Raw genomic sequence first — 25,882 nt, 5'->3', positions numbered from 1 at the left:
CTTAAAATCGCTATTTTTGCGTTGTAAATTGCAAAAATGGATATTCTAAATTATATAGGCCAGTTAAATGATGCCCAAAAGGCACCGACACTTCAAAAAGACGGTCCGATGATCGTGATTGCCGGAGCGGGTTCGGGAAAAACAAGGGTGTTAACCCTTCGTATTGCTTACCTGATGAGCCAAGGAGTAGATGCGTTTAATATACTTTCGTTAACCTTTACTAATAAGGCGGCAAAAGAAATGAAAAAACGTATTGCAGATATCGTAGGTAATTCTGAAGCTAAGAATTTATGGATGGGAACGTTTCACTCCATATTTGCAAAGATATTACGTTTTGAAGCCGATAAATTGGGTTATCCTTCTAATTTTAGTATCTACGATTCTCAGGATAGCGTGCGCCTTATCAGCTCAATCATAAAAGAAAAGCAGCTGGATAAGGATGTATACAAACCTAAACAGGTGTTAGGCCGAATATCTACTTATAAAAATAGTCTTATAACCGTTAAAGCATATTATAACGACCCTGAACTCCAGGAGGCTGATGCTATGTCTAAAAAGCCACGTCTTGGAGAAATTTATGAGGCTTATGTAGACCGCTGTTTTAAAGCCGGTGCTATGGACTTTGATGACCTTTTGCTTCGCACCAATGAATTACTTACACGTTTTCCTGATGTATTAATGAAATACCAGGATCGTTTCCGTTACATATTGGTAGATGAGTACCAGGATACCAATCACTCACAATATCTAATTGTGCGTGCGTTGTCAGACCGCTTTCAGAATATCTGTGTGGTAGGCGATGATGCCCAGAGTATCTATGCCTTTAGGGGGGCAAACATTAATAACATCCTTAACTTCCAGAAGGATTACGAGAATGTACAGATGTACCGCCTTGAGCAAAACTATCGTTCAAGCCGAAACATTGTTGAGGCTGCAAATGCTATCATAGATCATAATAAGACGAAACTTGATAAGGTGGTCTGGACATCTAACGATGACGGGCCAAAAATTAAAGTGCACCGTAGCCTTACTGATGGCGAGGAAGGCCGTTTTGTAGCCAGCACTATTTTTGAAGAAAAAATGCAGAATCAGCTTACTAATAATAAGTTTGCGATTCTATATCGTACCAATGCACAATCACGTGCTATGGAGGATGCTTTGCGTAAGCGTGATATACCGTACCGCATTTACGGAGGACTTTCTTTTTACCAACGGAAAGAGATTAAAGATGTTTTATCATATCTAAGGTTAGTTATTAACCCTAAGGATGAAGAAGCACTTATGCGTGTCATCAACTATCCTGCAAGAGGTATTGGTGGCAGCACAATTGAAAAACTTACCGTTGCTGCAAATCATTACGGCCGCTCCATTTTTGAGGTCATGGAAAACATTGACCGTATAGATCTTAAGCTTACGGGAGGTACTAAAAATAAGCTATCGGATTTTGTAACGATGATTAAAAGCTTTCAGGTGATCAATGAAACGCAGGATGCTTTCTACCTGTCAGATCACGTTGCCAAAAAAACAGGGCTAATTCAGGAGCTTAAAAAAGATGCTACGCCAGAAGGTATTGCACGTATAGAAAATATTGAACAATTATTAAGTGGTATAAGGGACTTTATAGAAGGGCAGAAAGAAGTAGACGGGGCTCGCGGTGCACTTTCAGAATTTCTTGAAGATGTTGCCCTGGCTACAGACCTTGATAATGACACAGGAGATGACGACCGTGTAGCATTGATGACCATTCACCTTGCAAAAGGGCTTGAGTTTCCGCATGTATTTGTGGTCGGTATGGAAGAAGATCTTTTTCCAAGTGCTATGAGCATGAATACGCGAAGCGAACTGGAAGAGGAGAGGAGGCTGTTTTATGTAGCACTTACCCGTGCAGAACATCAGGCTTACTTGACGTATGCTCAGTCGCGTTATCGTTGGGGTAAGCTGGTAGACAGCGAACCATCACGTTTTATTGAAGAGATCACCGATAAATATCTTGAATATTTAACACCGGCTGAAACAAACTATCGCTATAAGCCAATGATTAACGCCGATATTTTTGGCGATGCAGATAAATCAAAATTGCGATTAAACAAACCTGTAAGTTCAGCGCCGCCTAAATGGGTAACGGATAGTGATCCAAAACATGATATGCCGATACGTAAGCTTAAGCCAATGTCATGTAATGCTCCGGCACAATCAGGGCCTGCAATGCCCGATACGAAGCTTGTTGCTGGCAATATAGTTATGCACGAACGTTTTGGTAAAGGTAAAGTTCTAAACCTTGAAGGAGTAGGTGCCGATAAGAAAGCTGAGATTCACTTTGAAGTAGGAGGTATCAAAAAACTGCTGCTCAGGTTTGCAAGACTGGATATATTAGAATAAAAAATTAGGCTGTCTAAATCTAGACAGCCTAATTTTTTACTATTTGAAGTTGGCAATGCCGGTAGTCAGCCATGTTAGATATTCTTCAATGTCTGGAGTGTACGCCACCGGCTCATTAAGATTTTTTTCGTCAAGCCCCATAAGTACATAATAAGGTCTTGCGTTTGAATTATATCTTCCTAATTGGAAATCACTCCATTTCTTACCAACAGTAGTTATTTTTCTGCCTGAATATTTAGAAACAAATTGCTCGCTTTCAGGTAAGTCTTTTTGTTCATCGCCATATAGGGAAATCAGAACCACATCGTTTTTAAGAATTGTCAGAACTGCTGGATCAGACCACACAGATTCTTCCATTTTTCGACAATTTACGCAAGCACGTCCAGTGAAGTCTAAAAGAACGGGTTTGTTTACTTCTTTGGCGTAAGCCAACCCTTTTTCATAATCTTCAAAAGCAATAATACCGTGTACTGCGGGAGCTGCTCCGTCCGGCAATTTGAACGAATCCGCTGCTGAAGGACTATTACCTCCACCTCCGAAACCAAATGGTGCTTCACTGTAATTTAACGGAGGTGTTATTCCGCTAAGAAGCTTTAGAGGTGCTCCCCAAAGACCTGGTATTAAATAAACTGTAAAAGTAAATGCCAGTACAGCTAATAAAGTTCTGCCCACTGAAAGAAAAGGAACGGGCGAATCATGAGGTGTTGAAAATTTACCAAATAAGTATAATGTCAATGCAGCAAAAATAGCAATCCATATAGCTAAGAAAATTTCTCTTTCCAACCAATGTAATTGTAATACAAGGTCTGCATTTGACAAAAATTTGAAAGCTAAAGCAAGTTCAATAAAACCGAAAACAACTTTTACGGTATTAAGCCATCCTCCAGATTTCGGAAGATTGCCCATTAAGCTCGGAAATAATGCGAAAAACATAAATGGCATAGATAAGCCCAAACCGAAGCCAAACATCGCGAGTGAAACTAAAAGTGCTCCTCCGTCAGAAGAGAGAACAGTTCCAAAAACAAATCCTAGTGCAGGTCCAGTACATGAAAATGATACTATAATAAGCGTTAGGGCCATAAAAAAAATTCCTATAAGGCCCCCTGAATTTGAAGCGTTATCAGCTTTATTTGCAAGGCTACTTGGAATAGTAATTTCGAATGCTCCAAGAAACGAAATAGCGAAAACTACAAATACTATAAAAAAGAAAAGATTTAGATAAACATTTGTAGAAATATCGGCGAAAATATTACCATCAAGCCCTTCAAATATATGAAATGGGATTGATAGTAAAACATATATTAATATGATGCAAAAGCCATAGAATACAGCATTGAATTTTCCTTTAGCTTGATTACCACTGTTTTGTTTAATAAAAAAACTCACAGTCATTGGAATCATAGGGAAAACGCAGGGTGTAAATGTTACAAATATACCCGCCAGCAATGTGCCTAAAAATATAGTCCATGGGTTTGTTTTATCCTCACCGGACTTATCATTTTCTTTAGGAGTCGCTACAGCTTCAGCTTCTTTTTTTTTTTCTGTCCCTGCTGCTGTAGTTTTAATGTCTTCAAAATTAGTTACCTCAGTAGCTGTTAGTGCTTTAGTATCAAATTGGAAAAGCTTATCGCCCTGGATACATACTTCTTTACAAACCTGATAAGCAAGTTCTACCTGAAGAATCGTATTAGAAGAATTGGTAATCTTTACTGTCTGCTTTAGCTGGGCATTGTGGCTCCAGAAAGTTTCATCTACCCCAAAAGTTTCATTGAAAGCTTTTTCGGTTTTGCTTTCCTCAGCTTTTCCCACAGCTTCAAAGTTACCCTTATTGTTATTGAAAATAACTTCCATAGGAAGCGCACCATTTTCATCGGTAAATTGAGAATACATATGCCATTTGTCTTCAATTGTGGCATTAAATATTAGAATAAATTCTGTATCTGATTTCTTTTCAATTTTTGAGGTCCATTTAACCGGTTCGATAACACCTGCTCCCGGCTGTGCCTGAAGCGTTAAAAAAGCAAATAAAAAAAAGAATAATAAAGAGGCTTTTTTCATTTTATAAAACTTCTATTTTTAATATTGTGTCTGTTGTATTGCGTACTTTAAAACGATCATCAGCACGCCTGCCAATGATCCAGATTATTTCATTTCCCGAGCATAAAATCCAGGTATTTTCCTTATCTGACAAAGACATTTTTTCGTCTTTAAAATATTTGGAAACCTTTTTTTTAAGCCCCTTCATGCCATGAGGACAAAAATAATCACCCTCCTGCCATTTCCGCACAAATAAAGGGAAATTTATTAAGTTATTATTAACAAAAATTACATTTTTTGTTGATTCTACTGATATTTCGGTCGTAAATTCTAATTTAATTGATAATGGCTCAGAAACCGAAGTGACACCTTCACTAATTTCATAGATTTTTCTGTCAACCGATTTTATGGGCTCAAGTATCAATACATCGCGGTCTTTTAAAATCCTGTATCCGGCTGACAGGACCTGTTTTCCCGGTTGTGCTTCTGTCAAGGCATAAATATCTTCCCAGGCGGTAAACCCAAACGGATTTAGCCATTGGTATAGGTATGCCTTATAATTAGGCAGGCGTAATAATTGGTTAACGTCAATATGCTTTTGTCCTTCTTTTTCGGCTACTACCTGTTGGTAAATCACTATGGCAGCATCGTGTGCAAGCGATGCTGTTTGTTTCAGGTTTTGAATTGTTTGAAGGAAAGCATCGGCAAATGCCGGATTGAGGTCTTTTAATTGTGGAACTATTTCATGACGCAGTTTATTACGCAAGTACTTGGTTGACGAATTGCTGCTATCTTCCCGCCATGCAATGTCATGTCTTTTTGCATAAGTCTCAATCTGAACACGTGTAAAATTAAGTAATGGACGAGTAATCCTTTCATTTTGTAGTGGAATTCCTGTTAGTCCCTCTATTCCTGTGCCACGAATAAAATTTATCAGGAAGGTTTCAATAGTGTCATCAAGATGGTGTGCTGTAATGAGATAATCAAAACCGTTGTCATCTAACAATTCATTGAACCATAAATACCGTAACTGTCTTGCGGCAACCTGAATGGATAACTTATTGTCTGATGCGAAAGATTTAGTATCAAAGCTCGTAACAAATATTTTTATTTTATTTTTTTTGGCGTAGTCTCTAACGAATCCCTCGTCACCATCACTTTCTTTTCCTCTTAAATTAAAATTGCAGTGCGCGATAGTTATATCGTAATTAAGTTGCGCTAAAAGATGTAATATAACCATGCTGTCTATACCACCGCTAACGGCGACAAGCAGCTTTTTGTTTCTTAGAAAAGGGAGATTGTTTTCTAAATGTGTTTTGAGTTCTGAAAGCATATTCAAAGTTAATGAAATTAGCGGACTTAATTCTCCAAAACACTGCGCATTGCCTTCGCCTTTAAAAGGCATTCTTCATATTCCTGTTCAGGGATCGCCTTTGAGGTAATAGCACTGCCTACAGAAAAAGATACATAGTTGTTTGCCTCATTATATAAAATACTGCGGATAACAACATTAAAATCGAAATCGCCTTGTGGCGTAAAATAGCCTACTGCTCCGCTGTAAAGCCCTCGCTTTGTTTCTTCAAGTTTTTCAATAATGTGCATGGCAGATATTTTCGGTGCACCTGTCATACTACCCATGGGAAATGTCGTTCTTATCACATCAACAGGAGAAGTGCTATCTTCAATTTCTGAAATCACTGTTGAAATAAGATGGTGCACCTGCTTAAAGGCATAAGCGCCGCAGAGTTCTTCTACATTGACAGATCCTTTAGTTGCGGTACGGGAAAGATCATTACGTACAAGGTCAACAATCATTATATTTTCTGAACGTTCCTTTTCGTTTAATGAAAGTTCTTTTTGTATTGTTTTGTCTTCATCAACAGTATCGCTTCGTCTTGCAGTTCCTTTAATTGGCTGCGAAATAATCTTGGTACCTTCTTTACGTATATAACGTTCTGGTGATGCGGATAAGAGATATTGTTTGTAATTTTTAAAGAACACCGCAAATGGAGGTTCGGATATTGCATTCAGGCTAGCGTATGTTTCAAATGGATCTATTCCTGAATTTTCGGTATAAAACTCCATGCAAAAATTGGCCTCATAAATATCTCCTCTATGTATGTGACCCAGCATATCCTTTGCCTTTTTAAGGTAGCTTTCTTTCGAAATTCTTTGCTTAATGTATAATGGTTGTCCCTTTACAGTTTCCTGTTTACAATAACCGGCAATTGTTTTCAGGTCATCTTCAATCTCGTCATCGCAAAGATTCAGATACTGAATTTCCAGTTGATTACCCTTTAGTAAAAATATTTTTTTTGGCTGAAAAAAGAACAGGTCGGGAAATTGTAAACCGTCAAAATTATCAGATTTAAGATCTTCCGTGTCATTTTTTAAATCATAGGATAAATACCCAAATATCCAGTCTTTGGTAGTCTGCTGATAGATTTTAAGCTCGTCAAATGAGTTGTGAAAATCAGTTTTTACAGAGGTAAAAGCATCGACAGCAAGTACAGCGTCGTACGAAGTGTATAGCTGCTGATAGTTGTTACTGTCAAAAAACACAACTTCGCGAAACTGCTGTGCCCAGCCTAATAATTGCTTTTTATATTGATTGGTATTATTTACAGTAACTGTTTGGTAAGTTCTCACGTGAAATATTTAAACAATCAAAAGTACATACATTACACGTAACTACAAAGTGACGATAATGCTTAACTGCTATTGCGTTAAATCTCATTGATTTTATGAACTGTGTTTACAAATCTTATATTTGCTTTAACGTAACTATTCATACAGAATAGTTAACTTTAACCATTAAATTTAAAAAATAACAAACTACAGAGCCATGTCTCAATTTATTAAAATATATCCTGAAAATCCTAACGAAAAAGAAATTGCCCGTGTTGTAAAGATTCTTCGTGACGGGGGAATTATCATATACCCAACCGATACTGTTTACGGCCTCGGGTGCGATATTACCAACAGCAAAGCATTAGAGCGTATTGCGAGGATTAAAGGTATAAAGCTTGAAAAGGCAAATTTTTCTTTTGTGTGTAGCAACCTGAGTAATATATCAGACTACGTTAAACAGATTGACACTTCAACTTTTAAGATACTTAAACGATCGTTGCCTGGGCCTTATACCTTTATTCTACCGGGGAATAATAATTTGCCAAAGGAATTTAAAAAGAAAACCACAGTAGGAATTCGTGTACCCGATAATAATATTGCACTTGAAATAGTTCGTCAGTTAGGCAATCCAATTGTCTCAACCTCTATTTATGATGAAGATGAAGTGCTTGAATATTCTACCGATCCTGAACTGATCTTCGAAAAATGGCAAAACCTTGTAGATGCTGTTATAGATGGCGGTTATGGCGATAATACAGCTTCTACCATAATTGACCTTTCAGGTGATGAACCTGTAGTGATAAGGGAAGGTAAAGGGGATATTGATATATTTTAACGGGCGAAGGTTAGTGCGTACGAATGCCGTGAAGAAACGTATACAACAAAAAAAGCTCCCATTGGGAGCTTTAATTTTATATAAAGAATTAGTTTATGAATTCTCTGTCTTTAGTAAACTGATGATCTGTTCAGCCAGTTCAGTGCCAATACGGTCCTGGGCTTCAAGTGTTGCAGCACCGATGTGCGGTGTAAGTGATACTTTAGGGTTCATTAATACGGGTATAGCCGGAGTTGGTTCTTCTTCAAAAACGTCAAGTCCTGCGAAACCTACCTTACCGGAATCAAGTGCATCTACCAAGGCGACTTCGTCAATAACACCTCCACGTGAGGCGTTAACGATGCCTACACCATCTTTCATGGCATCAAGTTCTGCTTTGCCTATTACATAACCACCTTCCTGTGCAGGAACGTGAAGTGTAATAAAGTCGGCGTGCTTATAGATATCTTCAATAGGTTCAGTAACAATATCAACGTTTATGAATTGACCGTTATAAAAATCTACCCTGATTTCTGCATTTCCAACAAATTTATCAGAAGCGATAACACGCATTCCCAAACCAAGCGCAATCCTTGCTACCGAACGTCCTATACGGCCAAACCCAATGATACCCAACGTTTTTCCACGAAGCTCAATACCGTTTGCATACGCCTTTTTAAGACCTTCGAAATTGGTTTCGCCTTCAAGCGGCATATTTCGGTTTGCATCATATAAAAAACGTACGCCGCTAAAAAGGTGTGCAAAAACAAGTTCAGCAACAGAATCAGATGAAGATGCCGGTGTGTTTATAACATGTACCCCTTTTTCACGGGCATATTCCACGTCAATATTATCCATACCTACGCCGCCACGACCAACAATCTTAAGGCCAGGGCAGGCATCTATAATGTCTTTACGTACTTTAGTAGCGCTACGTACAAGCAGTACGCTAACATTGTTGGTATTTATATAGTTGGCTACCTGTTCCTGTGCAACTTTGGTTGTTATAACTTCAAATCCGCCTTCTTCAAGGGCAGCGATGCCACTTTTAGAAATACCGTCATTTGCTAATACTTTCATTTTGTTTATTTAAAATTTGATGACTGAAAGTTTTGAATTTCAATCTGATTTTATAAAATACGATTTCAGCAGAAAGAAAATTTCTGCCAATTGCGACTTGCTTACTGAATACTTTTCTCCAGCTCCTGCATTGCATTTACCAATACCTGAACACTTTCAATTGGCATTGCGTTATAGATTGATGCACGGTATCCGCCTACTGAACGATGCCCCGGAAGTCCGCTGATGCCTTTAGATTTCCAAAGTTTGTCGAACTGTTCTGCATATGCTTCATTGTTAAGAAGGAAAGTAACATTCATTTTAGAACGGTCTTCTGCGTTTGCTGTACCTTTGAATAAAGGGTTACGGTCTATTTCAGCATAAAGAAGGGCTGCTTTTGCATCGTTCTTTTTTTCCATAGCTGCAACGCCACCATTATTCTTAAGCCATTGTAATGTTAAGTAAGAAGTGTATATAGCGAACACCGATGGTGTATTGTACATGCTCTCTTTATCAATATGCTGTTTGTAATCAAGTATATTAGGTGTCTGTCTTCCCGTTTTTCCAAGTATTTCTTCTTTTACAACGATAAGTGTAGTTCCTGCTGGACCCATGTTTTTTTGTGCGCCAGCATATATAAGGTCAAATTTAGAGAAATCCAGCTGACGCGAAAAAATATCTGAACTCATATCGCATACTACCGGGATATTTGTTTCAGGGAAACTGTGCATTTGTGTACCAAAGATAGTGTTGTTGCTGGTGCAGTGAAAATAATCTGCATCAGCAGGTATGGTGAATTCTTTCGGTATATAGGAATAATTATCAGCTTTAGAAGATCCTATAATAAGGGTGTCGCCAAATTGTTTCGCTTCTTTGATAGCTCCTGCTGCCCACGTTCCTGTATCAAGGTAAGCGGCTTTACCGTGTAGGGTCATCAGGTTGTATGGTACCCTCAAGAATTCTAGGCTTGCACCTCCCGAAAGAAAAAGCGCCTGATAACCTTTGCCTGTAAGTCCTAAAAGCTCTAAAGCAAGTGCACGGGCATCTTCCATCACAGCCACAAAGTCTTTGCTTCGGTGCGAAATTTCAAGCAGCGAAAGGCCTGAATCGTTGAAATTTAATACTGCTTGTGCAGCTTTATCGAATACTTCCTGTGGCAGGATAGATGGACCTGCGCTGAAATTATGTTTTTTCATTGAATGATGATGAATTTTGGAAATGCAAATTTCTTAATTAAAGCCCGAATAACAACTGAAAATAATATAAAAAAGCAGGCTAAATTTTTGATAAAAATGCGATAGTGTCAATATTATCGGCATAATCTAACAAACCTGGTTTTTGCGTCTGTCCAAAAGGTATACTGTCTTCTGTCAAGCTGTTGCTTACAACGCATTGAAGCTGATCTTTTTCCGTCCCGATTTTATGTTTCAGCGTATCTAAACTGTCATAATATTCATAAAATACGCTTGAAATAGGGGAGGCATAACCTGTATCTTCTTTTATAGTAAGGAATTCGTTATCCAACAGTTTGAAATTACTCATCAGGAAAACCGCCTTATTGTAATCGTAGTTATTGGCATATTTATCATAATGTATTACGTCACGATACTCAAATATAGCTTCAAAGAAATCTTTGAAGTCATATCCGGTTGGTACAAATAGCTTAGACACATTTCGGCAGCCCAGGCCAAAGTAGCGGAATATATCTTCGCCAAGGCCTACAAGGTCTTTACGAGACTCATTTCCTGTAAGTATCGCGGCAGAATTCCTGTTTTTACGAATGATTGAAGGTTTGTCTTTAAAATAGTATTCAAAATAACGGGAAGTATTATTACTCCCTGTAGCAATTACGGCATCAAAACCTTCAAGTTTACCCTCAGTGAAAGTTATATAATTAGCAAATTCAGGTTCAATACCTATAATATATCTGGAAAGAAAGGGTAGAATATGCTGGTCATTACTCGACGCTTTTACCAATGCTTTATGTCCTGTGATTAACACTGATAAGAAATCATGAAACCCAACAAGCGGAATATTTCCTGCCAGCACTAATCCGATGGTTTTAGCTTGTACACTGTCCAACTCATAATTAGAAAGCCATTTATCAAGATTTTCTTCGGTTAATGCTTCCGCCCAGGATTCTAATGCAAAGAACACCTGTTCTTCAGTATACCAGCCATTGTGCGATCTTGACAATTTTATGAGATCAAGCATTTGAGTATAGAAAGGTTCGTTGTTTTTCACCTCTTCTTTCAGGCTGCTGTTATCCAAATGAAACTGGCTTAAAAACTTTCCGAGCTCAATAAAAGCGTTTTTTCTTTTCGTTAACGTCATTATGTTTGCGTATGAATGGATTTGAGTGTAATTTTGTTGCAAATTTACGATTAAATACTAAGATACGCTATGGCAATCATTATAACAGACGAATGTATTAACTGCGGGGCCTGCGAGCCCGAGTGTCCAAATACGGCTATATATGAAGGAGCCGATGACTGGAGATACAAAGATGGTACAAGCCTCCGCGGCAAAATTGTACTGCCTTCTGGTGAAGAAGTAGATTCTGAAGAACCGCGTACACCGGTGTCTGACGATATCTATTATATAGTACCTGATAAATGTACCGAATGTAAAGGTTTCCACGACGAGCCACAATGCGCTGCTGTTTGCCCGGTAGACTGCTGTGTGCCGGATGATAACCATGTAGAAAGCGAAGAAACGCTTTTAAACAGGCAGGCATTTTTACATGGAGATGAATAATTAGAAAATATAAAGCATAAAAAATCCTGAGCATAACTCAGGATTTTTTAGTTTTCATAACAATCGGAATCTCTTATGGAGTTTTAGTATAGGTTTCTACAGTTACACCATCTGTTCCTTTATCATAGGTTTCTACAACAAAATTTCCGTTGGCGTCAAAATAGCCGGTAGAAGTTCTTGTTCCAGTTGTATAGATATAGTTATTGTTTGAAGTTTTTCTAAGTACACCATAGTTTACATTACCCGGTGACGCAATTTTATAACCATTAGCGTCTGTTACAAACTGGTAACGTTCGCCATTCATCGTATAAAAACTTGTCTGGTTTATTTGTGTAGGTACACCATCTCCTGAAACGGTGGTAGTTGAATTAACTTGTACAGGTGTAGGCTGAACGTCCTTATTCAGTTTTTTAGAATCGGCGTCTTTAAGCTCAATATTTTGCTGAGCATTGCGTGTTTCTGTTTTTGTAAGCGTTTTGGGTGTCTTACCGTCTGTTACAGTAACTTTAGTTGTCTTAGATTCTTTAGTTACATTTTGATTCACCTGAGCATTTAGCGAAAAACCCAATGCTAGCATGGTGATTATTGCAATATTTTTCATAATTGTGTTAATTTAGATTATTACTGAAACAAATTTAACTTCGTGATGTTAAACAAGTACATATAAAAACATAAAGTATTGGTAAAATATAAGCACTCATAAAGTAGTAAAGTCTAATGTCATAAGGGGTAATACTCCTTACTTTGGAGTTTACGACTTTAGACTTTCGTCTTTGTTGTAAAACAACTATATTTGCACCCTCAAAAAAAGCCAATTCATGAAAGCAGGTATAGTAGGATTGCCAAACGTTGGTAAATCAACACTTTTTAATTGTTTGTCTAATGCTAAAGCACAAAGCGCTAACTTCCCGTTTTGTACTATCGAGCCTAATATCGGTGTGGTAAATGTGCCGGACCCAAGACTTGAAAAACTGGAGGAGCTTGTATCGCCTGAGCGTGTTCAGCCGGCAACTGTAGATATTGTAGATATTGCAGGCCTTGTAAAAGGGGCAAGTAAAGGTGAAGGATTAGGTAACCAGTTCCTTGGTAACATAAGGGAGTGCAATGCTATTATCCATGTACTTAGATGTTTTGATAATGATAATATCGTTCACGTTGACGGTAGTGTGAACCCTATCCGTGATAAAGAAACTATTGATATTGAGCTTCAGCTTAAAGATCTTGAGACCGTTGAAAAACGCCTTGAGAAAACTAAGAGAGCTGCAAAAACCGGAAACAAAGAGGCTCAGGTTGAAGAAGCACTTTTAGAAAGAATCAGAGAAGCTTTATTACAGGCAAAATCGGCAAGAACGGTTGAACCTAAAAATAATGACGAAATTGCTTTGCTTGAAGATTTTCAATTAATTACAACTAAACCTGTATTATATGTTTGCAACGTAGATGAGTCTGCTGCTGCAACAGGTAATAAATATGTGGAGCAGGTTCGTGAACTTGTAAAAGACGAAAATGCAGAGGTTATGTTCCTTGCTGTAGGCACAGAAGCAGATATTACAGAGCTTGAGACTTATGAAGAACGTAAAATGTTCCTTGAAGACCTTGGTCTTACAGAGCCGGGAGCATCATCGCTTATCAGGTCGGCTTACAAATTATTAAATCTTCAAACGTATTTTACGGCTGGCGTAAAAGAAGTGAGGGCTTGGACTATAAATGTTGGAGATACTGCGCCGCAGGCAGCTGGTGTTATCCACACCGATTTTGAAAAAGGTTTCATCCGTGCAGAGGTTATCGCTTATGATGATTATGTGAATTTTGGTACAGAAGCCAAAGTAAAAGAAGCAGGAAAACTTCGTGTAGAAGGAAAAGAATATATTGTTAAAGATGGTGATGTAATGCACTTTAGGTTTAACGTGTAATTTAATTACGAATTATAAATTACGAATTACGAGCCTGTTGGATTATTTCTGACAGGCTTTTTTTATTAATGTAACTGTATTCAGGTTTTGTATATATTTACGGCACCAAGCTATTATACTATGAACAAAAAACTTAGACAGGTTTTAAAATTTACGGGCAGGTTTATACTTGCTGTGTTGATATTTTTGGCTGTATATGTAATTGCTGCTTTTGCATTGGCACATATAACTGTAAATTCAACGCCCGAAAAAAGTGAGGATGTTACTATATACATCAATTCAAATGGCGTGCATACAGATATTGTTGTTCCGGTTAAGAATGAAGTTAAAGACTGGACTAAACAAATACGATACGACCAGACCAAATCTAAAGACAGCCTTATGTATTATGTGGCTTTTGGCTGGGGCGATAAGGGCTTTTATCTTGATACACCTGAGTGGAGCGACTTGAAGGCCAGTACGGCTGCCAAAGCGGCTTTTTACCTGGGTACATCGGCTATGCATACACGTTTTTATAATACTATAAAAGAAGATGCTGAATGCGTAAAAGTCACTATCAGTAAAAAGGACTATCAGGATATGGTTAAATATATTGAAGATAGTTTTACACTTGATGCTGACGGACATGTGCAATGCATAGCCAATCAAAGTTATGGACAATATGATGCCTTTTATGAAGCCAACGGTAAATACAGCTTGTTCTACACCTGTAATACCTGGGCTAACAACTGCCTGAAAGCAGGACATCAGAAAGCAGCGTTATGGACGGTTTATGACAAAGGAATTTTTTATCATTATCAGTAAGGTTCTTAGCAACTTAGTTTCTTAGATGCTTGGTTGAACCTTTAGAACCTAAGCGTCTCGGTATCTAAGAAACTTAGTTTGGCACTCTTTTTGTCTTGAATAAGACATGAAAAACATAACTAAAACATTCAATATTTGTCTTTTGCTGTTTTTGTTCCTTGGGTTTTCTGTAAATGCACAGGATTATGCAAGAGTGGATAATATTGTGAAAGCGTATCCAAAATCATTTTCATCTCCTGATAAGTTAGCCGAACAAATAGCTAAAGATTTTTCCCGTGACGATGAAAAAGCCCGTGCTGCCTTTACCTGGATAGCGATCAATATAAAATACGATTATGCCGCTTATGGCGTAAACGAACGCCCTGTGGCTTATTCATTCAGGACGGAGCAGGAAAAGATAGCCAAAGAAAAAGCCATGAAAACTGACCTCGCCCAAAAGACGCTTAAGTCTAAAAAAGGGGTGTGCCAGGGCTACTCGACATTGTTTCTTGTAGTGGCTGAGAAACTGGGGCTCGAAAGCGAGATTATTCCGGGTTCATCTAAGTCGCATCCTGCACACATTGGTAAGGCACCCGGCGCAAGTGACCATGCCTGGAATGCAGTGAAAATAGGCAGCGAATGGAAGCTGCTTGATGTCACTTTTGCGGCTGGGACAGTAACGGGTGCAAAACCTGAATTCGTTTTTAAATTCAATGACAGCTATTTTTTCAGCGATCCCGATACTTTTTTCCTGAACCATTTTCCCGATGATAAAAAATGGCTGCTGACGAATAAAACTGAAGAAGATTTTGCTAACCTGCCGTTGTATTATGGTGATTATCTTATGAAAGGATATGAATTTGTAAGTCCGCAGGCAGGTACTTTTAAAACCGCATCATCGGGTTTTATTGAGTTTAAAGTCAAAAATTTAAGACCTGAAGACAAGGTGCATTATGCCTTTAGCAGGGATAGGATTATTAAGGAGGCTGCAGTTCAGCAAAAAGGCGGCCTCACGGCTTTTGCTATTCCGTTAAATAATAGTTCTGTAGGTACACTTACCGTTTATATAAATCAAAAATCGGTTGCATCTTACAAGATTAATAAGGCCTAACTAAAAATTAAATAATCAGGGCTAAAAATAAGCCGGATTTTTGCGTAACTATTGATAAGTTTCTGCAATCCGGCTTTCATTTTTTCTACAGAAATGCTACATTAGCAGAAAATCCATAAAATTTTATGCTGGAGCAGAATCAGTACACTGAAGATAACATCCGTTCACTCGACTGGAAAGAACATATCCGTATGCGTCCGGGTATGTACATCGGTAAGCTGGGTGATGGGTCTTCTCCCGATGACGGTATCTATATCCTTATAAAAGAGGTTATTGATAACTCTATTGATGAGTTTGTTATGGGTACCGGTAAAACCATTGAAGTTACCCTTAGAGATAAAACCGTAAGCGTTCGCGACTTTGGTCGTGGTATTCCATTGGGTAAAGTCGTGGACGTTGTGTCTAAGATGAACACAGGTGGTAAGTACGATTCTAAGGCATTTAAAAAATCAGTTGGTCTTAACGGTGTCGGTACAAAGGCGGTTAATGCGCTGTCTAACTATTTCCGTGTAGAATCGGTTAGGGATGGCGTTCTTAAAGCTGCTGAATTCTCTGCAGGAGAACTTACTATTGAAGAAGACCAAGTAGAAACCACTAAGCGTAAGGGAACTAAGGTAACCTTTACTGCTGATGAAACTATATTCAAGAACTACAAATACCGTAATGAGTACATTATCAAGATGCTCAAAAATTATTGTTACCTGAATACAGGTCTGACAATAATTTACAACGGTGAAAAATATTTTAGCGAAGACGGACTTAAAGACCTTCTTGCTGAAACTATAAGTGAAGACGATCGTATCTATCCTATTATCCACCTTAAGGATGAGGATATTGAGATAGCCATGACCCACAGCAGGACACAGTATAGCGAAGAATATTATTCTTTCGTAAACGGTCAGAATACTACACAGGGTGGTACGCACTTAGGTGCTTTCCGTGAGGCTATCGTTAGGACGATCAAGGAGTTTTACAATAAGAACTTTGAAGCGTCAGACATTCGTAAGTCTATTGTTAGTGCGATAAGCGTAAAGGTAGAGGAGCCTGTATTTGAATCGCAGACTAAAACCAAGCTGGGCTCTACCGATATGGGCCCCGAAGCGCCGTCGGTGCGTACGTTTGTAAACGACTTCGTTAAAAATAAGCTAGACAATTACCTTCACCGTAATCCGGAGGTAGCCGACCTGTTGCTTAAAAAGATATTACAGGCTGAGCGTGAGCGTAAAGAACTTTCGGGTATCCGTAAACTGGCAAGGGACAGGGCTAAGAAAGCCTCGCTGCACAATAAGAAGCTGCGTGACTGCCGCGTGCACCTTACTGATGCCAAAAACCCCCGAAGCCTTGAAAGTACGCTGTTTATTACAGAGGGTGACTCGGCTTCAGGTTCTATAACCAAATCGAGGGATGTTAATACCCAGGCGGTTTTCAGTCTTAGGGGTAAGCCACTGAACTCGTACGGTATGAGCAAAAAGATCGTGTACGAAAATGAAGAATTCAACCTGTTGCAGGCTGCACTTGATATTGAGGAGGAAATGGAAAACCTGCGTTACAATAACATCGTGATCGCTACCGATGCCGATGTTGATGGTATGCACATCCGTCTACTGCTTATAACATTCTTCCTGCAGTTTTTCCCTGAACTTATAAAAGAAAATCACCTTTACATATTGCAGACACCACTTTTCAGGGTACGTAATAAAAAGGAAACGATATACTGCTATTCTGATGAAGAGCGCAGGGATGCAATTGAGAAGTTGAAAGGCAAACCGGAGATTACCCGATTTAAGGGATTAGGTGAGATATCGCCAGATGAGTTCAAACACTTTATAGGGCAGGACATACGTCTTGATCCTGTTTTGATGGATAAGGCGACCCCAATAGAAACCTTATTAGAATTCTACATGGGTAAAAATACACCTGACAGGCAGGTATTTATCATCAATAACCTTAAGGTAGAACTTGATGCTGTTGAATAGTAATTAATTATCAGTGACAGTTTGCAGTAGAGGCGTAGCATTGCTACGTCTGTTGTATTTAAATCAAATATCAAAATTCGGAAAGTAATACATGGACGAAGAAGAAGATGTAAATTTTGAGCCTTTAAAAGAAGAAGGCGGACAACATTTTTATGATAAGACCGGAGACCCTGAGTCTGGCGATACTATTACCAAGGTAACCGGTATGTACAAAGACTGGTTTTTGGACTATGCGTCTTACGTTATCCTGGAGCGTGCCGTTCCCGCTATTGAAGACGGATTTAAACCCGTTCAGCGCAGGATCATGCACTCACTTAAGGAACTTGACGATGGGCGTTATAATAAGGTGGCCAACGTAGTAGGGCATACCATGCAATACCACCCGCACGGTGATGCCAGTATTGGCGATGCTATGGTGCAGATAGGCCAGAAGGAACTTCTTATCGATACACAGGGTAACTGGGGTAACATACTAACGGGAGATGGCGCAGCTGCATCGCGTTATATTGAGGCGCGTCTTTCTAAGTTCGCGCTCGAAGTGTTGTACAGCCCCAAAATCACACCGTGGCAGTCGTCGTATGACGGTAGACGTAACGAACCAATCAATCTTCCGGTAAAATTCCCTTTGCTATTGGCACAGGGTGCCGAGGGTATCGCTGTAGGTTTATCTACAAAGGTGCTTCCGCACAACTTCAATGAGCTGATTGATGCATCCATCAAAATATTAAAAAATAAACCTTTTACCATTTATCCCGATTTTCCTACTGCTGGTATCGCCGACGTTTCTAATTATAACGACGGTATGCGCGGCGGGCGTGTAAGGGTTCGCGCAAGAATTTCGCAATTGGATAAAAGTACGTTGGTAATCACACAGATACCATTCAGTACTAATACAACGACTTTAATTGACAGCATTCTTAAAGCGAATGAAAAAGGCAAGATAAAGATCCGCAAGATTGAGGATAATACCGCTGCAGATGTTGAGATACTGATACATCTTCCGGCGGGTGTTTCTCCTGATAAAACTATTGATGCCCTGTTTGCTTTTACCGCATGCGAAACATCGGTAGCGCCGCTTGGCTGTGTAATTGAAGACCACAAACCATTATTTGTAGGTGTAACACACATGCTCAAGATATCTACTGCTAGAACAGTAGAACTTTTAAGGCGCGAGCTTGAAATACAGCTGGACGAATTAGAAGAACAATGGCATTTTCAATCGCTGGAGCGTATATTTATTGAAAACAGAATATACCGTGCCATTGAGGAAGAAGAAACCTGGGAAGGCGTTATAAAAGCAATTGATGAAGGCTTAAAGCCGTTCACAACACACCTAAGGCGCGCTGTTACTGAAGATGACATAGTAAGGCTTACTGAAATCCGAATTAAACGTATTTCTAAGTTTGATATTGATAAGGCTCAGGAGAAGATAGAAGCTTTGGAGGGTGATATCGAGCAGGTAAAACATCATCTTGCAAACATTATAGATTTTACGATCGATTTCTTCCAGGGGCTTAAAGACCGTTACGGAAAAGGCCGTGAGCGTAAAACTGAATTAAGAAGTTTTGATAATATTGAAGCGACTAAGGTTGTACTTAGGAATACTAAACTTTATGTAAACCGTGAAGAAGGTTTCGTGGGTACTGGCCTTAAAAAGGATGAATACGTTGCCGATTGTTCGGATATTGATGATGTTATCGTATTCCTTCGTAATGGAAGCATGATGATTACTAAAGTGGATGTGAAAACATTTGTCGGCAAAGATATCATTCACGTTGCTGTATTTGATAAAAACGATAAGCGTACCATATACAATATGATTTACCGTGACGGTAAGTCGGGGCCATCGTATATCAAGAGGTTTAACGTATCGGGGGTAACCCGTGATAAGCCTTACGATCTTACTGCGGGCACCAAAGACTCTATGGTATTGTATTTCTCTGATAATCCTAACGGAGAGGCAGAAGTGATCACCGTGCTGCTCCGCCAGGTAGGCAGTGTTAAAAAGCTAAAGTTCGATCTTGATTTTGCTGCTATGGCAATAAAAGGTCGTGCGTCTAAAGGTAATACGGTTACTAAATATCCTATCAAAAAAATTGAGCTTAAAGAGAAAGGTATTTCTACGCTTAAGCCGAGAAGGGTTTGGTTTGATGACACCGTGCACCGTCTAAATGTGGATGGCAGGGGAGAGCTGCTTGGCGAATTCAGGCCAAATGACAGGCTGCTTATCGTAAATCAGTCGGGTAAGGTTAAAACCATTATTCCTGAGCTCACCACGCATTTCGACGAAGGTATGATCGTATTGGAAAAATGGGTTAAGAATAAGCCTATATCGGCTATTTACTTTGATGGTGAGAAAGAGCGTTACTATTTGAAACGTTTCCTTGTTGAAAACGAGAATAAAGAAGAGGTATTCATTACTGAGCACCCAAAATCGCAGCTTGAGATAGTGTCCACAGAGTATCGCCCCGTAGCAGAAGTAATATTTACTAAAGTAAAAGGCGTGCAGAAAGAAAATCAGGTTGTAGATATAGAGAGCTTTATTGCCGTAAAGGGTATAAAGGCTTTGGGTAATCAGCTTACTGCTGATAAGGTAAAACAAATAAGCTTACTTGAACCACTGCCGTATGACCCTCCTGTGGAAGAGGTTCCTGAAGATGCTGAACCATCGGGAGAGGATATTGATGAAGGTCCAGTAACACTTGAAGATGACGGACAGATAACGTTGTCCTTAGATTAGTAAAAACAAAAGCTTCCTGAATCAGGAAGCTTTTTTTATGATTGATTAGTATATAAAAAAACAGGCTCCAATCGGAGCCTGTTTTGTATCTATCTAAAGCAATGAAATTATTTACCGGTCTGGTTTTTCATTTCTTTTTCGATCATGTCATAGAACTGGTCAATTTTAGGAAGTACAAGTATTCTTGTTCTTCTGTTTGTAGCTCTTCCTTCTGCAGTATCGTTAGATGTTAAAGGCTGGTATTCACCACGTCCTGAGGCTACTAAACGTTTTGGGTCAATACCAAAATCATTCTGAAGCATTCTTACGATAGAAGTTGCACGTTTAGTACTAAGATCCCAGTTGTCCTGAAGTACAGGGTTTTTGATTGGCACATTATCAGTGTGTCCTTCAACCATACATTCGAAGTCTGGTTTGTCCTGAACGATTTTGGCAACTTTGCCTAATATTTCTTTAGCCCTGTCGCTTACCTGGTAGCTACCGCTTTTGAATAGTAATTTATCTGCGATAGAGATGTAAACAACACCTTTTTCAACGTTCACTTCAATATCCGGATCGTTTACGCCAACTGCTCTTTTGATGCTTGTAACAAGTGCAAGCGTAACAGAGTCTTTACGTGTAAGTGCGTCCTGAAGCCTTGAAATTTTAAGGTCTTTTTCTTTAAGGCTCTCAAGAGATTTTTCAATTGTGGCTGCACCTTTAGAAGAAAGTGTTGTAAGGTTGTCCTTAGTATTGATAAGGTCAGTATTAGTTTTTCTCAAATCGTCCAGATTACGGCCCATTGCATCTCTTTCTGCAAGACATGTATTAAGCTTAATAGTAGCACTATTTAGCAAATCCTGGATCTCTTTGTTTTTAGCTTCCAGCTCGGCGATCTTTTTCTTAGACCCGCAAGAAGTCAGCGTCATAGCTGCTAAGGTAAGTACTAGAATGGCTCTTTTCATAAAATTCAAATTTAAAATGTCTAACAAAATTAAGTATTAATAAAAAATAGTAACGTTTTTTGTCTATAAACTATTGTTAAAATTTTTATCAAATATCTTGCCTTTTGTTACAAAATACAAATGCACTATACTGTTAGTTTTGTAGTAATTGGTATACTGCTTTGATTCTCTTTTGTTTAAGAAGTGAAAAATTTTTAAATAAAAATAAAAGTGAGAAGATAAGACAGCCCATAAATGCCCAAATTGACCTTTTGTTGCAAATCGGATACCTGCGAGACCATCCTGTGACAGCCTTATAAACAGTACCGGGAACAATTTTGCTGTAGGAAGATTCTTTGTCATCATCCATAAGGAGTTCCTAAAGTTGAGGAATGTTTTCTTCGAACTGCCTGTAGTAAGTGTCGCTCCGCCCACGTGATAAATTACCGACTGATAGCAGAAACGGGCATTATAATTTTTATTGAAGGCACGCCAGCATAGATCTATCTCTTCCTGGTGTGCAAAAAAGTCCGGGTCAAAACCGCGAAGCTCTCTGAACACTTTCTTACGGATAAAGAAACACGCGCCCGATGCCCAGAGTATTTGCGTATTGTCATCATACTGTCCTATATCTTCTTCTATGGTATCAAAGATACGGCCGCGACAAAATGGAAAACCGTATTTATCAATAAAGCCGCCTGCAGCACCGGCGTATTCAAAATGAGTTTTATTCTTATAGTCTAATATCTTTGGCTGGATTATACCTGTTTCGCTATCTTCTTCAAACAAAGCCAGCACGGGTGCAAGCCAATGTTTGGTCACTTCCACATCAGAGTTTACAAGAGCATATATTTCTTCCTCAACTTCTGCTAAAGCCTCGTTATAGCCCTTTGCGTATCCAAAATTACCCTTGTTTTGGATGATTTTTATTTCAGGATAATTTGTTTTCACAAATGAAACAGAGTCATCTGTAGAAGCATTGTCTGCTACGTAAATCGCAGCTTCGGGTGAATGCTCAACAACAGAAGGAAGAAACTGTTCAAGCAGCCCTTTTCCGTTCCAGTTTAAAATTACTACGGCTATATCTTTCATAAGGTTGGTATAAAATCAGGCAGATCCTGAAGGAAAAAATATTTTTCCTGTTCGTAATCCATCTGGCAAAAATAATGATTTAGGCCGTTTGTCACCATTAAATGGCCTGCGTTTAACGTCATATTATAACGCGCGATCTGGTCAAAAGTGTTTTGGGATATTGTTATCGCGGGAGCTTTGCACTCTACCAGTAGAAATATAGAACCATCCGGCTGAAAAACAACTATATCATAACGCTTGGTTAAACCATTTATTTTAATAATTTTTTCAACGTTTATATATGACTTTGGGTATTGTTTTTCCTCTAAAAGATAGCGCACTACATGCTGCCTTACCCATTCTTCGGGAGTAAGGATTATAAATTTCCGGCGAATTTCATCAAATACAGAAATTTTGTTATCTGTATTTTTAAACCTGAAAGTATAGTCTTTAAAATTCAGCTGCTGCATAGGGCAAAGTAACAAATTAAAAGCATAAGCTTAAAGCAAAATTGAATTAGTGTGCATACATAGTAAGTATAGCTATCTTCAATCCTAATCAAGCATTATAATTTTGTTTGTAACAGAACTTCTTTTTAAGAGGGGCTTTTTCTTTTATAGTAAGGAATGTGTTATTTTTGGATTCTCAAAATATAACAAGTGGACGAAGTAGTACGAATAGTTAACGAAATAAAACAGGGCAACATAAAGCCCATTTATTTTTTTATGGGCGAAGAGCCTTATTACATCGATCGCTTAACTGAGTATATCGAGAATAATGTGCTGTCTGAAGAAGACAAGGGATTTAACCAAATGGTGCTGTATGGAAAGGATGTGTCTATTGAAGACGTTATTTCCAATGCAAAACGTTACCCTATGATGGCCGACAGACAGGTGGTAATAGTTAAGGAAGCACAGGAGCTATCGCGTAGTATTGAGAAGCTGGAAAGCTATGCAGAAAATCCGCAGCCTACAACAGTGCTTGTTTTCGCTTATAAATATAAATCACTGGACAAGCGCAAAAAAATCACTAAGCTTTTAGAAAAGAAAGGTGTCGTTTTTGAAAGCAAAAAAATGTACGAGAACCAGGTAGGAGACTGGATAAAAAGAATATTACAGGGAAAAAACTACGCTATAGAACCAAAAGCTGCTGCTATGCTGGTTGAGTTTTTAGGTACTGATCTCAGTAAAATAAACAATGAACTTGAAAAACTAATGATTATATTGCCTAAAGGCAGTACAATTACACCTAAAGTAATTGAGGAAAATATTGGTATAAGTAAAGATTACAATGTGTTTGAACTGCGTAAAGCTATTGGAGAGCGTGATCAGCTGAAAGCCTATAAGATAGCCGATTATTTTTCTCAAAATCCAAAAGACAATCCTCTTGTAATGACTACCGGACTTGTATTCGGATTTTTTTTACAACTGCTGCAATATCACGGACTGAAGGATAAAAACCCTTCAAACGTTGCAAAAGTACTCAAGGTAAACCCTTATTTTGTAAAGGACTATGATATCGCACTGCGCAATTATCCCATGAAAAAAGTAAGTGCCGTTATAGCCGCGCTGAGGGATGTAGATGTAAAAAGTAAAGGGGTGGGGGCAAATGCCATCCCGCAATCTGACCTTATGAAAGAGATGCTCGTAAAGATTTTTAATTAAGCTTTTTAATCACGATATTTGCAGGCTAATCTGAAAAAGAAAAATGGGAATGAATAAGAATACTATCTTAGGATGGGCTACATTTATAATGATACTTATGGGCCTGTTGCTAATTGGTTTAGGTGCATTTAGATATAATGATATTGCAGGCTGGGGCTTTGCTGCAGTAGGCATTGGCTTTTTTGCCATTGCATGGGTATTCAGCTCTCTTAAAGGGAGAGTTTAGTTTTAAGAATAACAAAAAACAACAATAAACATATATATGTCAGACGATAAGAAAGTAATATTTTCGATGTCCCGCTTAAGCAAGACTTTTCCGGGCGCACAAAAGCCTGTACTTAAAGATATTTACCTTAGCTTTTTTTACGGAGCTAAAATTGGTATCCTTGGTCTTAATGGATCGGGTAAATCATCGCTTTTAAAAATTATTGCCGGAGTAGACAAGAACTATCAGGGTGATGTAGTTTTTTCACCGGGATATACTGTAGGTTACCTTGAGCAGGAACCACAACTTGACGAAAATAAAACAGTTATTGAAATAGTTCGCGAGGGAGTTGCAGAAACTGTGGCAATACTTGACGAATTCAACAAGATAAATGACAGCTTTGGAGATCCTGAGGTATATGAAGATGCAGATAAAATGCAGAAGCTTATGGATCGTCAGGCTGAGCTTCAGGATAAAATCGATGCATCAGGAGCATGGGAGCTTGATACCAAGCTTGAAATAGCGATGGATGCGCTTCGTACTCCTGAGCCTGATACTCCTATTAAAGTACTTTCAGGCGGTGAAAAAAGGCGCGTCGCATTGTGCCGTCTTCTTTTACAACAACCTGATGTGCTACTACTGGATGAGCCTACCAACCACCTTGATGCAGAAAGTGTACTGTGGTTAGAGCAGCACCTGCAGCATTATGCAGGTACGGTTATCGCTGTAACACACGATCGTTACTTTCTTGATAACGTTGCAGGATGGATACTAGAACTTGACAGGGGGGAAGGTATCCCTTGGAAAGGAAACTATTCTTCATGGCTTGACCAGAAATCTAAACGCCTTGAGCAGGAAGAGAAAACAGCATCTAAACGCAGAAAAACCCTTGAGCGTGAGCTTGACTGGGTAAGACAAGGTGCAAAAGGCCGTCAGACAAAACAAAAAGCGCGTCTTCAAAACTATGACAGGTTATTGAACGAAGACCAGAAAGAACTTGACGAAAAACTTGAGATTTATATCCCTAACGGACCAAGGCTTGGTACAAATGTTATTGAGGCTACAGGTGTCGCTAAGGGATATGGTGATAAATTATTATACGATAATCTTAACTTTACGCTTCCGCAAGCGGGTATCGTAGGTATTATAGGTCCCAATGGTGCCGGTAAAACGACTATCTTTAAGATGATCATGGGTCAGGAAACTCCTGATGCCGGTGAATTTAAAGTTGGTGAAACAGTAAAGATCGCTTATGTAGACCAGGCGCATTCTAACATCAATCCAGAAAAAACAATTTGGGAAAACTTCTGTGATGGACAGGAGCTTATTATGATGGGTGGAAGACAGGTTAATTCAAGAGCTTATTTAAGCCGATTTAACTTTAGTGGCAGCGACCAAAATAAAAAGGTAGCTACACTTTCAGGTGGTGAGCGTAACAGGCTTCACTTAGCGATAACCCTAAAAGAAGAAGGTAACGTTTTACTACTGGATGAGCCTACTAATGACCTTGATATCAATACACTTCGTGCGCTTGAAGAGGGTCTTGAAAACTTTGCGGGCTGTGCCGTGGTAATTTCCCACGACAGGTGGTTCCTTGACAGGGTATGTACTCACATCCTTGCATTTGAAGGCAACTCTGAAGTTTATTTCTTTGAAGGAAGCTTCTCGGAATATGAAGAGAACAGGAAGAAACGCCTTGGCGGTGACTTAACCCCTAAGCGAATAAAATACAGAAAGCTTATAAGAGGCTAATGATTCAGAAAGCTGTCCTGAACCGGGCAGCTTTTTTTATTTATGCTATTATTACTTAATTATTAGG

21 protein-coding genes are annotated in these 25,882 nt (G+C 38.8%); 11 read left to right on the top strand and 10 right to left on the bottom strand.

The annotated features are described in order from the left end of the window. Positions 1–42 precede the first annotated feature (42 nt). Positions 43–2,379, top strand: a complete 2,337-nt coding sequence (locus R1T16_RS02855; protein WP_317499663.1) for an ATP-dependent helicase — start codon at positions 43–45, stop codon at positions 2,377–2,379. Between the two features lie 39 nt (positions 2,380–2,418). Here R1T16_RS02855 and R1T16_RS02850 read toward each other — a convergent pair whose 3' ends face one another. Genes R1T16_RS02850 through R1T16_RS02840 form a run of 3 tightly spaced genes read right to left on the bottom strand, consistent with a single transcriptional unit; the run spans position 2,419 to position 7,065 of the window. Continuing rightward, positions 2,419–4,437: a protein-disulfide reductase DsbD family protein gene (locus tag R1T16_RS02850; RefSeq protein WP_317499548.1), complete on the bottom strand. Its 2,019-nt coding sequence runs from the start codon at positions 4,435–4,437 to the stop codon at positions 2,419–2,421. 1 nt (position 4,438) lies between these two features. Next, positions 4,439–5,821 carry a tRNA lysidine(34) synthetase TilS gene (gene tilS, locus R1T16_RS02845; protein WP_317499547.1) on the bottom strand — a complete coding sequence of 461 codons (1,383 nt, stop codon included), beginning with the start codon at positions 5,819–5,821 and terminating at the stop codon, positions 4,439–4,441. After that, positions 5,776–7,065: an anthranilate synthase component I family protein gene (locus R1T16_RS02840; protein WP_317499546.1), complete on the bottom strand. Its 1,290-nt coding sequence runs from the start codon at positions 7,063–7,065 to the stop codon at positions 5,776–5,778. The genes tilS and R1T16_RS02840 overlap by 46 nt, the downstream gene beginning before the upstream one ends. A gap of 196 nt (positions 7,066–7,261) precedes the next feature. Between R1T16_RS02840 and R1T16_RS02835 the strand changes: the two genes are divergently transcribed. Then, entirely contained in the window at positions 7,262–7,882 is a 621-nt protein-coding gene (locus tag R1T16_RS02835) for an L-threonylcarbamoyladenylate synthase (protein ID WP_317499545.1), read from the top strand. Positions 7,883–7,975: 93 nt separating this feature from the next. Here R1T16_RS02835 and R1T16_RS02830 read toward each other — a convergent pair whose 3' ends face one another. The 3 genes from R1T16_RS02830 to R1T16_RS02820 all read right to left on the bottom strand — a co-directional run bounded on the left by R1T16_RS02830 (position 7,976) and on the right by R1T16_RS02820 (position 11,254). Next, positions 7,976–8,941 carry a D-2-hydroxyacid dehydrogenase gene (locus R1T16_RS02830; RefSeq protein ID WP_317499544.1) on the bottom strand — a complete coding sequence of 322 codons (966 nt, stop codon included), beginning with the start codon at positions 8,939–8,941 and terminating at the stop codon, positions 7,976–7,978. 101 nt (positions 8,942–9,042) lie between these two features. Then, positions 9,043–10,116, bottom strand: a complete 1,074-nt coding sequence (gene serC, locus R1T16_RS02825; protein ID WP_317499543.1) for a 3-phosphoserine/phosphohydroxythreonine transaminase — start codon at positions 10,114–10,116, stop codon at positions 9,043–9,045. 79 nt (positions 10,117–10,195) lie between these two features. Beyond that, the gene (locus tag R1T16_RS02820) at positions 10,196–11,254 is read right to left on the bottom strand and encodes an acyl-CoA reductase (protein ID WP_317499542.1); all 1,059 of its coding nucleotides are present in this window, start codon (positions 11,252–11,254) and stop codon (positions 10,196–10,198) included. A gap of 69 nt (positions 11,255–11,323) precedes the next feature. Here R1T16_RS02820 and R1T16_RS02815 point away from each other — a divergent pair, with 69 nt between their 5' ends. Further along, positions 11,324–11,677, top strand: coding sequence for a 4Fe-4S dicluster domain-containing protein (locus R1T16_RS02815; RefSeq protein ID WP_317499541.1), 354 nt, complete (start codon positions 11,324–11,326; stop codon positions 11,675–11,677). Positions 11,678–11,750: 73 nt separating this feature from the next. Here R1T16_RS02815 and R1T16_RS02810 read toward each other — a convergent pair whose 3' ends face one another. Beyond that, a complete protein-coding gene (locus tag R1T16_RS02810) occupies positions 11,751–12,278 on the bottom strand; it encodes a hypothetical protein (protein ID WP_317499540.1) in 528 nt (175 codons plus the stop codon). 217 nt (positions 12,279–12,495) lie between these two features. Here R1T16_RS02810 and ychF point away from each other — a divergent pair, with 217 nt between their 5' ends. The 5 genes from ychF (at position 12,496) to R1T16_RS02785 (ending at position 20,200) form a co-directional block, all read left to right on the top strand. Beyond that, positions 12,496–13,590 carry a redox-regulated ATPase YchF gene (gene ychF, locus R1T16_RS02805; protein ID WP_317499539.1) on the top strand — a complete coding sequence of 365 codons (1,095 nt, stop codon included), beginning with the start codon at positions 12,496–12,498 and terminating at the stop codon, positions 13,588–13,590. A gap of 120 nt (positions 13,591–13,710) precedes the next feature. Next, positions 13,711–14,394 (top strand): TIGR02117 family protein, encoded by a 684-nt coding sequence (locus R1T16_RS02800; RefSeq protein ID WP_317499538.1) that lies wholly within the window; start codon positions 13,711–13,713, stop codon positions 14,392–14,394. Positions 14,395–14,500: 106 nt separating this feature from the next. Beyond that, entirely contained in the window at positions 14,501–15,484 is a 984-nt protein-coding gene (locus R1T16_RS02795; protein WP_317499537.1) for a transglutaminase domain-containing protein, read from the top strand. 125 nt (positions 15,485–15,609) lie between these two features. Beyond that, positions 15,610–17,460 (top strand): DNA topoisomerase IV subunit B, encoded by a 1,851-nt coding sequence (locus R1T16_RS02790; protein WP_317499536.1) that lies wholly within the window; start codon positions 15,610–15,612, stop codon positions 17,458–17,460. Between the two features lie 91 nt (positions 17,461–17,551). Next, positions 17,552–20,200 carry a DNA gyrase/topoisomerase IV subunit A gene (locus R1T16_RS02785; protein WP_317499535.1) on the top strand — a complete coding sequence of 883 codons (2,649 nt, stop codon included), beginning with the start codon at positions 17,552–17,554 and terminating at the stop codon, positions 20,198–20,200. 107 nt (positions 20,201–20,307) lie between these two features. Here the strand turns inward: R1T16_RS02785 and R1T16_RS02780 are convergent, their stop codons facing one another. From R1T16_RS02780 to R1T16_RS02770, 3 genes are all read right to left on the bottom strand, one after another. Further along, complete coding sequence (locus R1T16_RS02780) at positions 20,308–21,144, bottom strand: OmpA family protein (protein ID WP_317499534.1); 837 nt, start codon at positions 21,142–21,144, stop codon at positions 20,308–20,310. 63 nt (positions 21,145–21,207) lie between these two features. Then, the gene (locus R1T16_RS02775; RefSeq protein WP_317499533.1) at positions 21,208–22,215 is read right to left on the bottom strand and encodes a glycosyltransferase family 2 protein; all 1,008 of its coding nucleotides are present in this window, start codon (positions 22,213–22,215) and stop codon (positions 21,208–21,210) included. Further along, positions 22,212–22,664 (bottom strand): type I restriction enzyme HsdR N-terminal domain-containing protein, encoded by a 453-nt coding sequence (locus R1T16_RS02770; RefSeq protein ID WP_317499532.1) that lies wholly within the window; start codon positions 22,662–22,664, stop codon positions 22,212–22,214. The genes R1T16_RS02775 and R1T16_RS02770 overlap by 4 nt, the downstream gene beginning before the upstream one ends. Before the next feature lie 189 nt (positions 22,665–22,853). On the opposite strand from R1T16_RS02770, the gene holA reads away from it, so the two are divergent. The 3 genes from holA to ettA are packed head-to-tail and all read left to right on the top strand — an operon-like array spanning position 22,854 to position 25,815. Further along, complete coding sequence (gene holA / locus R1T16_RS02765) at positions 22,854–23,858, top strand: DNA polymerase III subunit delta (protein ID WP_317499531.1); 1,005 nt, start codon at positions 22,854–22,856, stop codon at positions 23,856–23,858. A gap of 49 nt (positions 23,859–23,907) precedes the next feature. Next, the gene (locus tag R1T16_RS02760; RefSeq protein ID WP_317499530.1) at positions 23,908–24,084 is read left to right on the top strand and encodes a CAL67264 family membrane protein; all 177 of its coding nucleotides are present in this window, start codon (positions 23,908–23,910) and stop codon (positions 24,082–24,084) included. A gap of 36 nt (positions 24,085–24,120) precedes the next feature. Beyond that, a complete protein-coding gene (gene ettA, locus R1T16_RS02755; RefSeq protein WP_317499529.1) occupies positions 24,121–25,815 on the top strand; it encodes an energy-dependent translational throttle protein EttA in 1,695 nt (564 codons plus the stop codon). The last annotated feature ends 67 nt before the right edge of the window (positions 25,816–25,882 follow it).

The sequence above is a fragment of the Flavobacterium sp. DG1-102-2 genome (assembly GCF_033042555.1).
GTDB lineage: Bacteria > Bacteroidota > Bacteroidia > Flavobacteriales > Flavobacteriaceae > Flavobacterium.
The sequence above is the reverse complement of the archived record's forward strand: the minus strand, read 5'-3'. Positions and strand labels throughout refer to the sequence as shown.

What these genes read in the sequence shown, in the direction of transcription:
- R1T16_RS02850 (WP_317499548.1), bottom strand. Translation starts at nt 4,437, where the DNA reads ATGAAAAAAGCCTCTTTATTATTCTTTTTTTTATTTGCTTTTTTAACG.
- tilS (WP_317499547.1), bottom strand. Translation starts at nt 5,821, where the DNA reads ATGCCTTTTAAAGGCGAAGGCAATGCGCAGTGTTTTGGAGAATTAAGT.
- R1T16_RS02835 (WP_317499545.1), top strand. Translation starts at nt 7,262, where the DNA reads ATGTCTCAATTTATTAAAATATATCCTGAAAATCCTAACGAAAAAGAA.
- R1T16_RS02830 (WP_317499544.1), bottom strand. Translation starts at nt 8,941, where the DNA reads ATGAAAGTATTAGCAAATGACGGTATTTCTAAAAGTGGCATCGCTGCC.
- serC (WP_317499543.1), bottom strand. Translation starts at nt 10,116, where the DNA reads ATGAAAAAACATAATTTCAGCGCAGGTCCATCTATCCTGCCACAGGAA.
- R1T16_RS02820 (WP_317499542.1), bottom strand. Translation starts at nt 11,254, where the DNA reads ATGACGTTAACGAAAAGAAAAAACGCTTTTATTGAGCTCGGAAAGTTT.
- R1T16_RS02815 (WP_317499541.1), top strand. Translation starts at nt 11,324, where the DNA reads ATGGCAATCATTATAACAGACGAATGTATTAACTGCGGGGCCTGCGAG.
- R1T16_RS02810 (WP_317499540.1), bottom strand. Translation starts at nt 12,278, where the DNA reads ATGAAAAATATTGCAATAATCACCATGCTAGCATTGGGTTTTTCGCTA.
- ychF (WP_317499539.1), top strand. Translation starts at nt 12,496, where the DNA reads ATGAAAGCAGGTATAGTAGGATTGCCAAACGTTGGTAAATCAACACTT.
- R1T16_RS02800 (WP_317499538.1), top strand. Translation starts at nt 13,711, where the DNA reads ATGAACAAAAAACTTAGACAGGTTTTAAAATTTACGGGCAGGTTTATA.
- R1T16_RS02795 (WP_317499537.1), top strand. Translation starts at nt 14,501, where the DNA reads ATGAAAAACATAACTAAAACATTCAATATTTGTCTTTTGCTGTTTTTG.
- R1T16_RS02790 (WP_317499536.1), top strand. Translation starts at nt 15,610, where the DNA reads ATGCTGGAGCAGAATCAGTACACTGAAGATAACATCCGTTCACTCGAC.
- R1T16_RS02785 (WP_317499535.1), top strand. Translation starts at nt 17,552, where the DNA reads ATGGACGAAGAAGAAGATGTAAATTTTGAGCCTTTAAAAGAAGAAGGC.
- R1T16_RS02780 (WP_317499534.1), bottom strand. Translation starts at nt 21,144, where the DNA reads ATGAAAAGAGCCATTCTAGTACTTACCTTAGCAGCTATGACGCTGACT.
- R1T16_RS02775 (WP_317499533.1), bottom strand. Translation starts at nt 22,215, where the DNA reads ATGAAAGATATAGCCGTAGTAATTTTAAACTGGAACGGAAAAGGGCTG.
- R1T16_RS02770 (WP_317499532.1), bottom strand. Translation starts at nt 22,664, where the DNA reads ATGCAGCAGCTGAATTTTAAAGACTATACTTTCAGGTTTAAAAATACA.
- R1T16_RS02760 (WP_317499530.1), top strand. Translation starts at nt 23,908, where the DNA reads ATGAATAAGAATACTATCTTAGGATGGGCTACATTTATAATGATACTT.
- ettA (WP_317499529.1), top strand. Translation starts at nt 24,121, where the DNA reads ATGTCAGACGATAAGAAAGTAATATTTTCGATGTCCCGCTTAAGCAAG.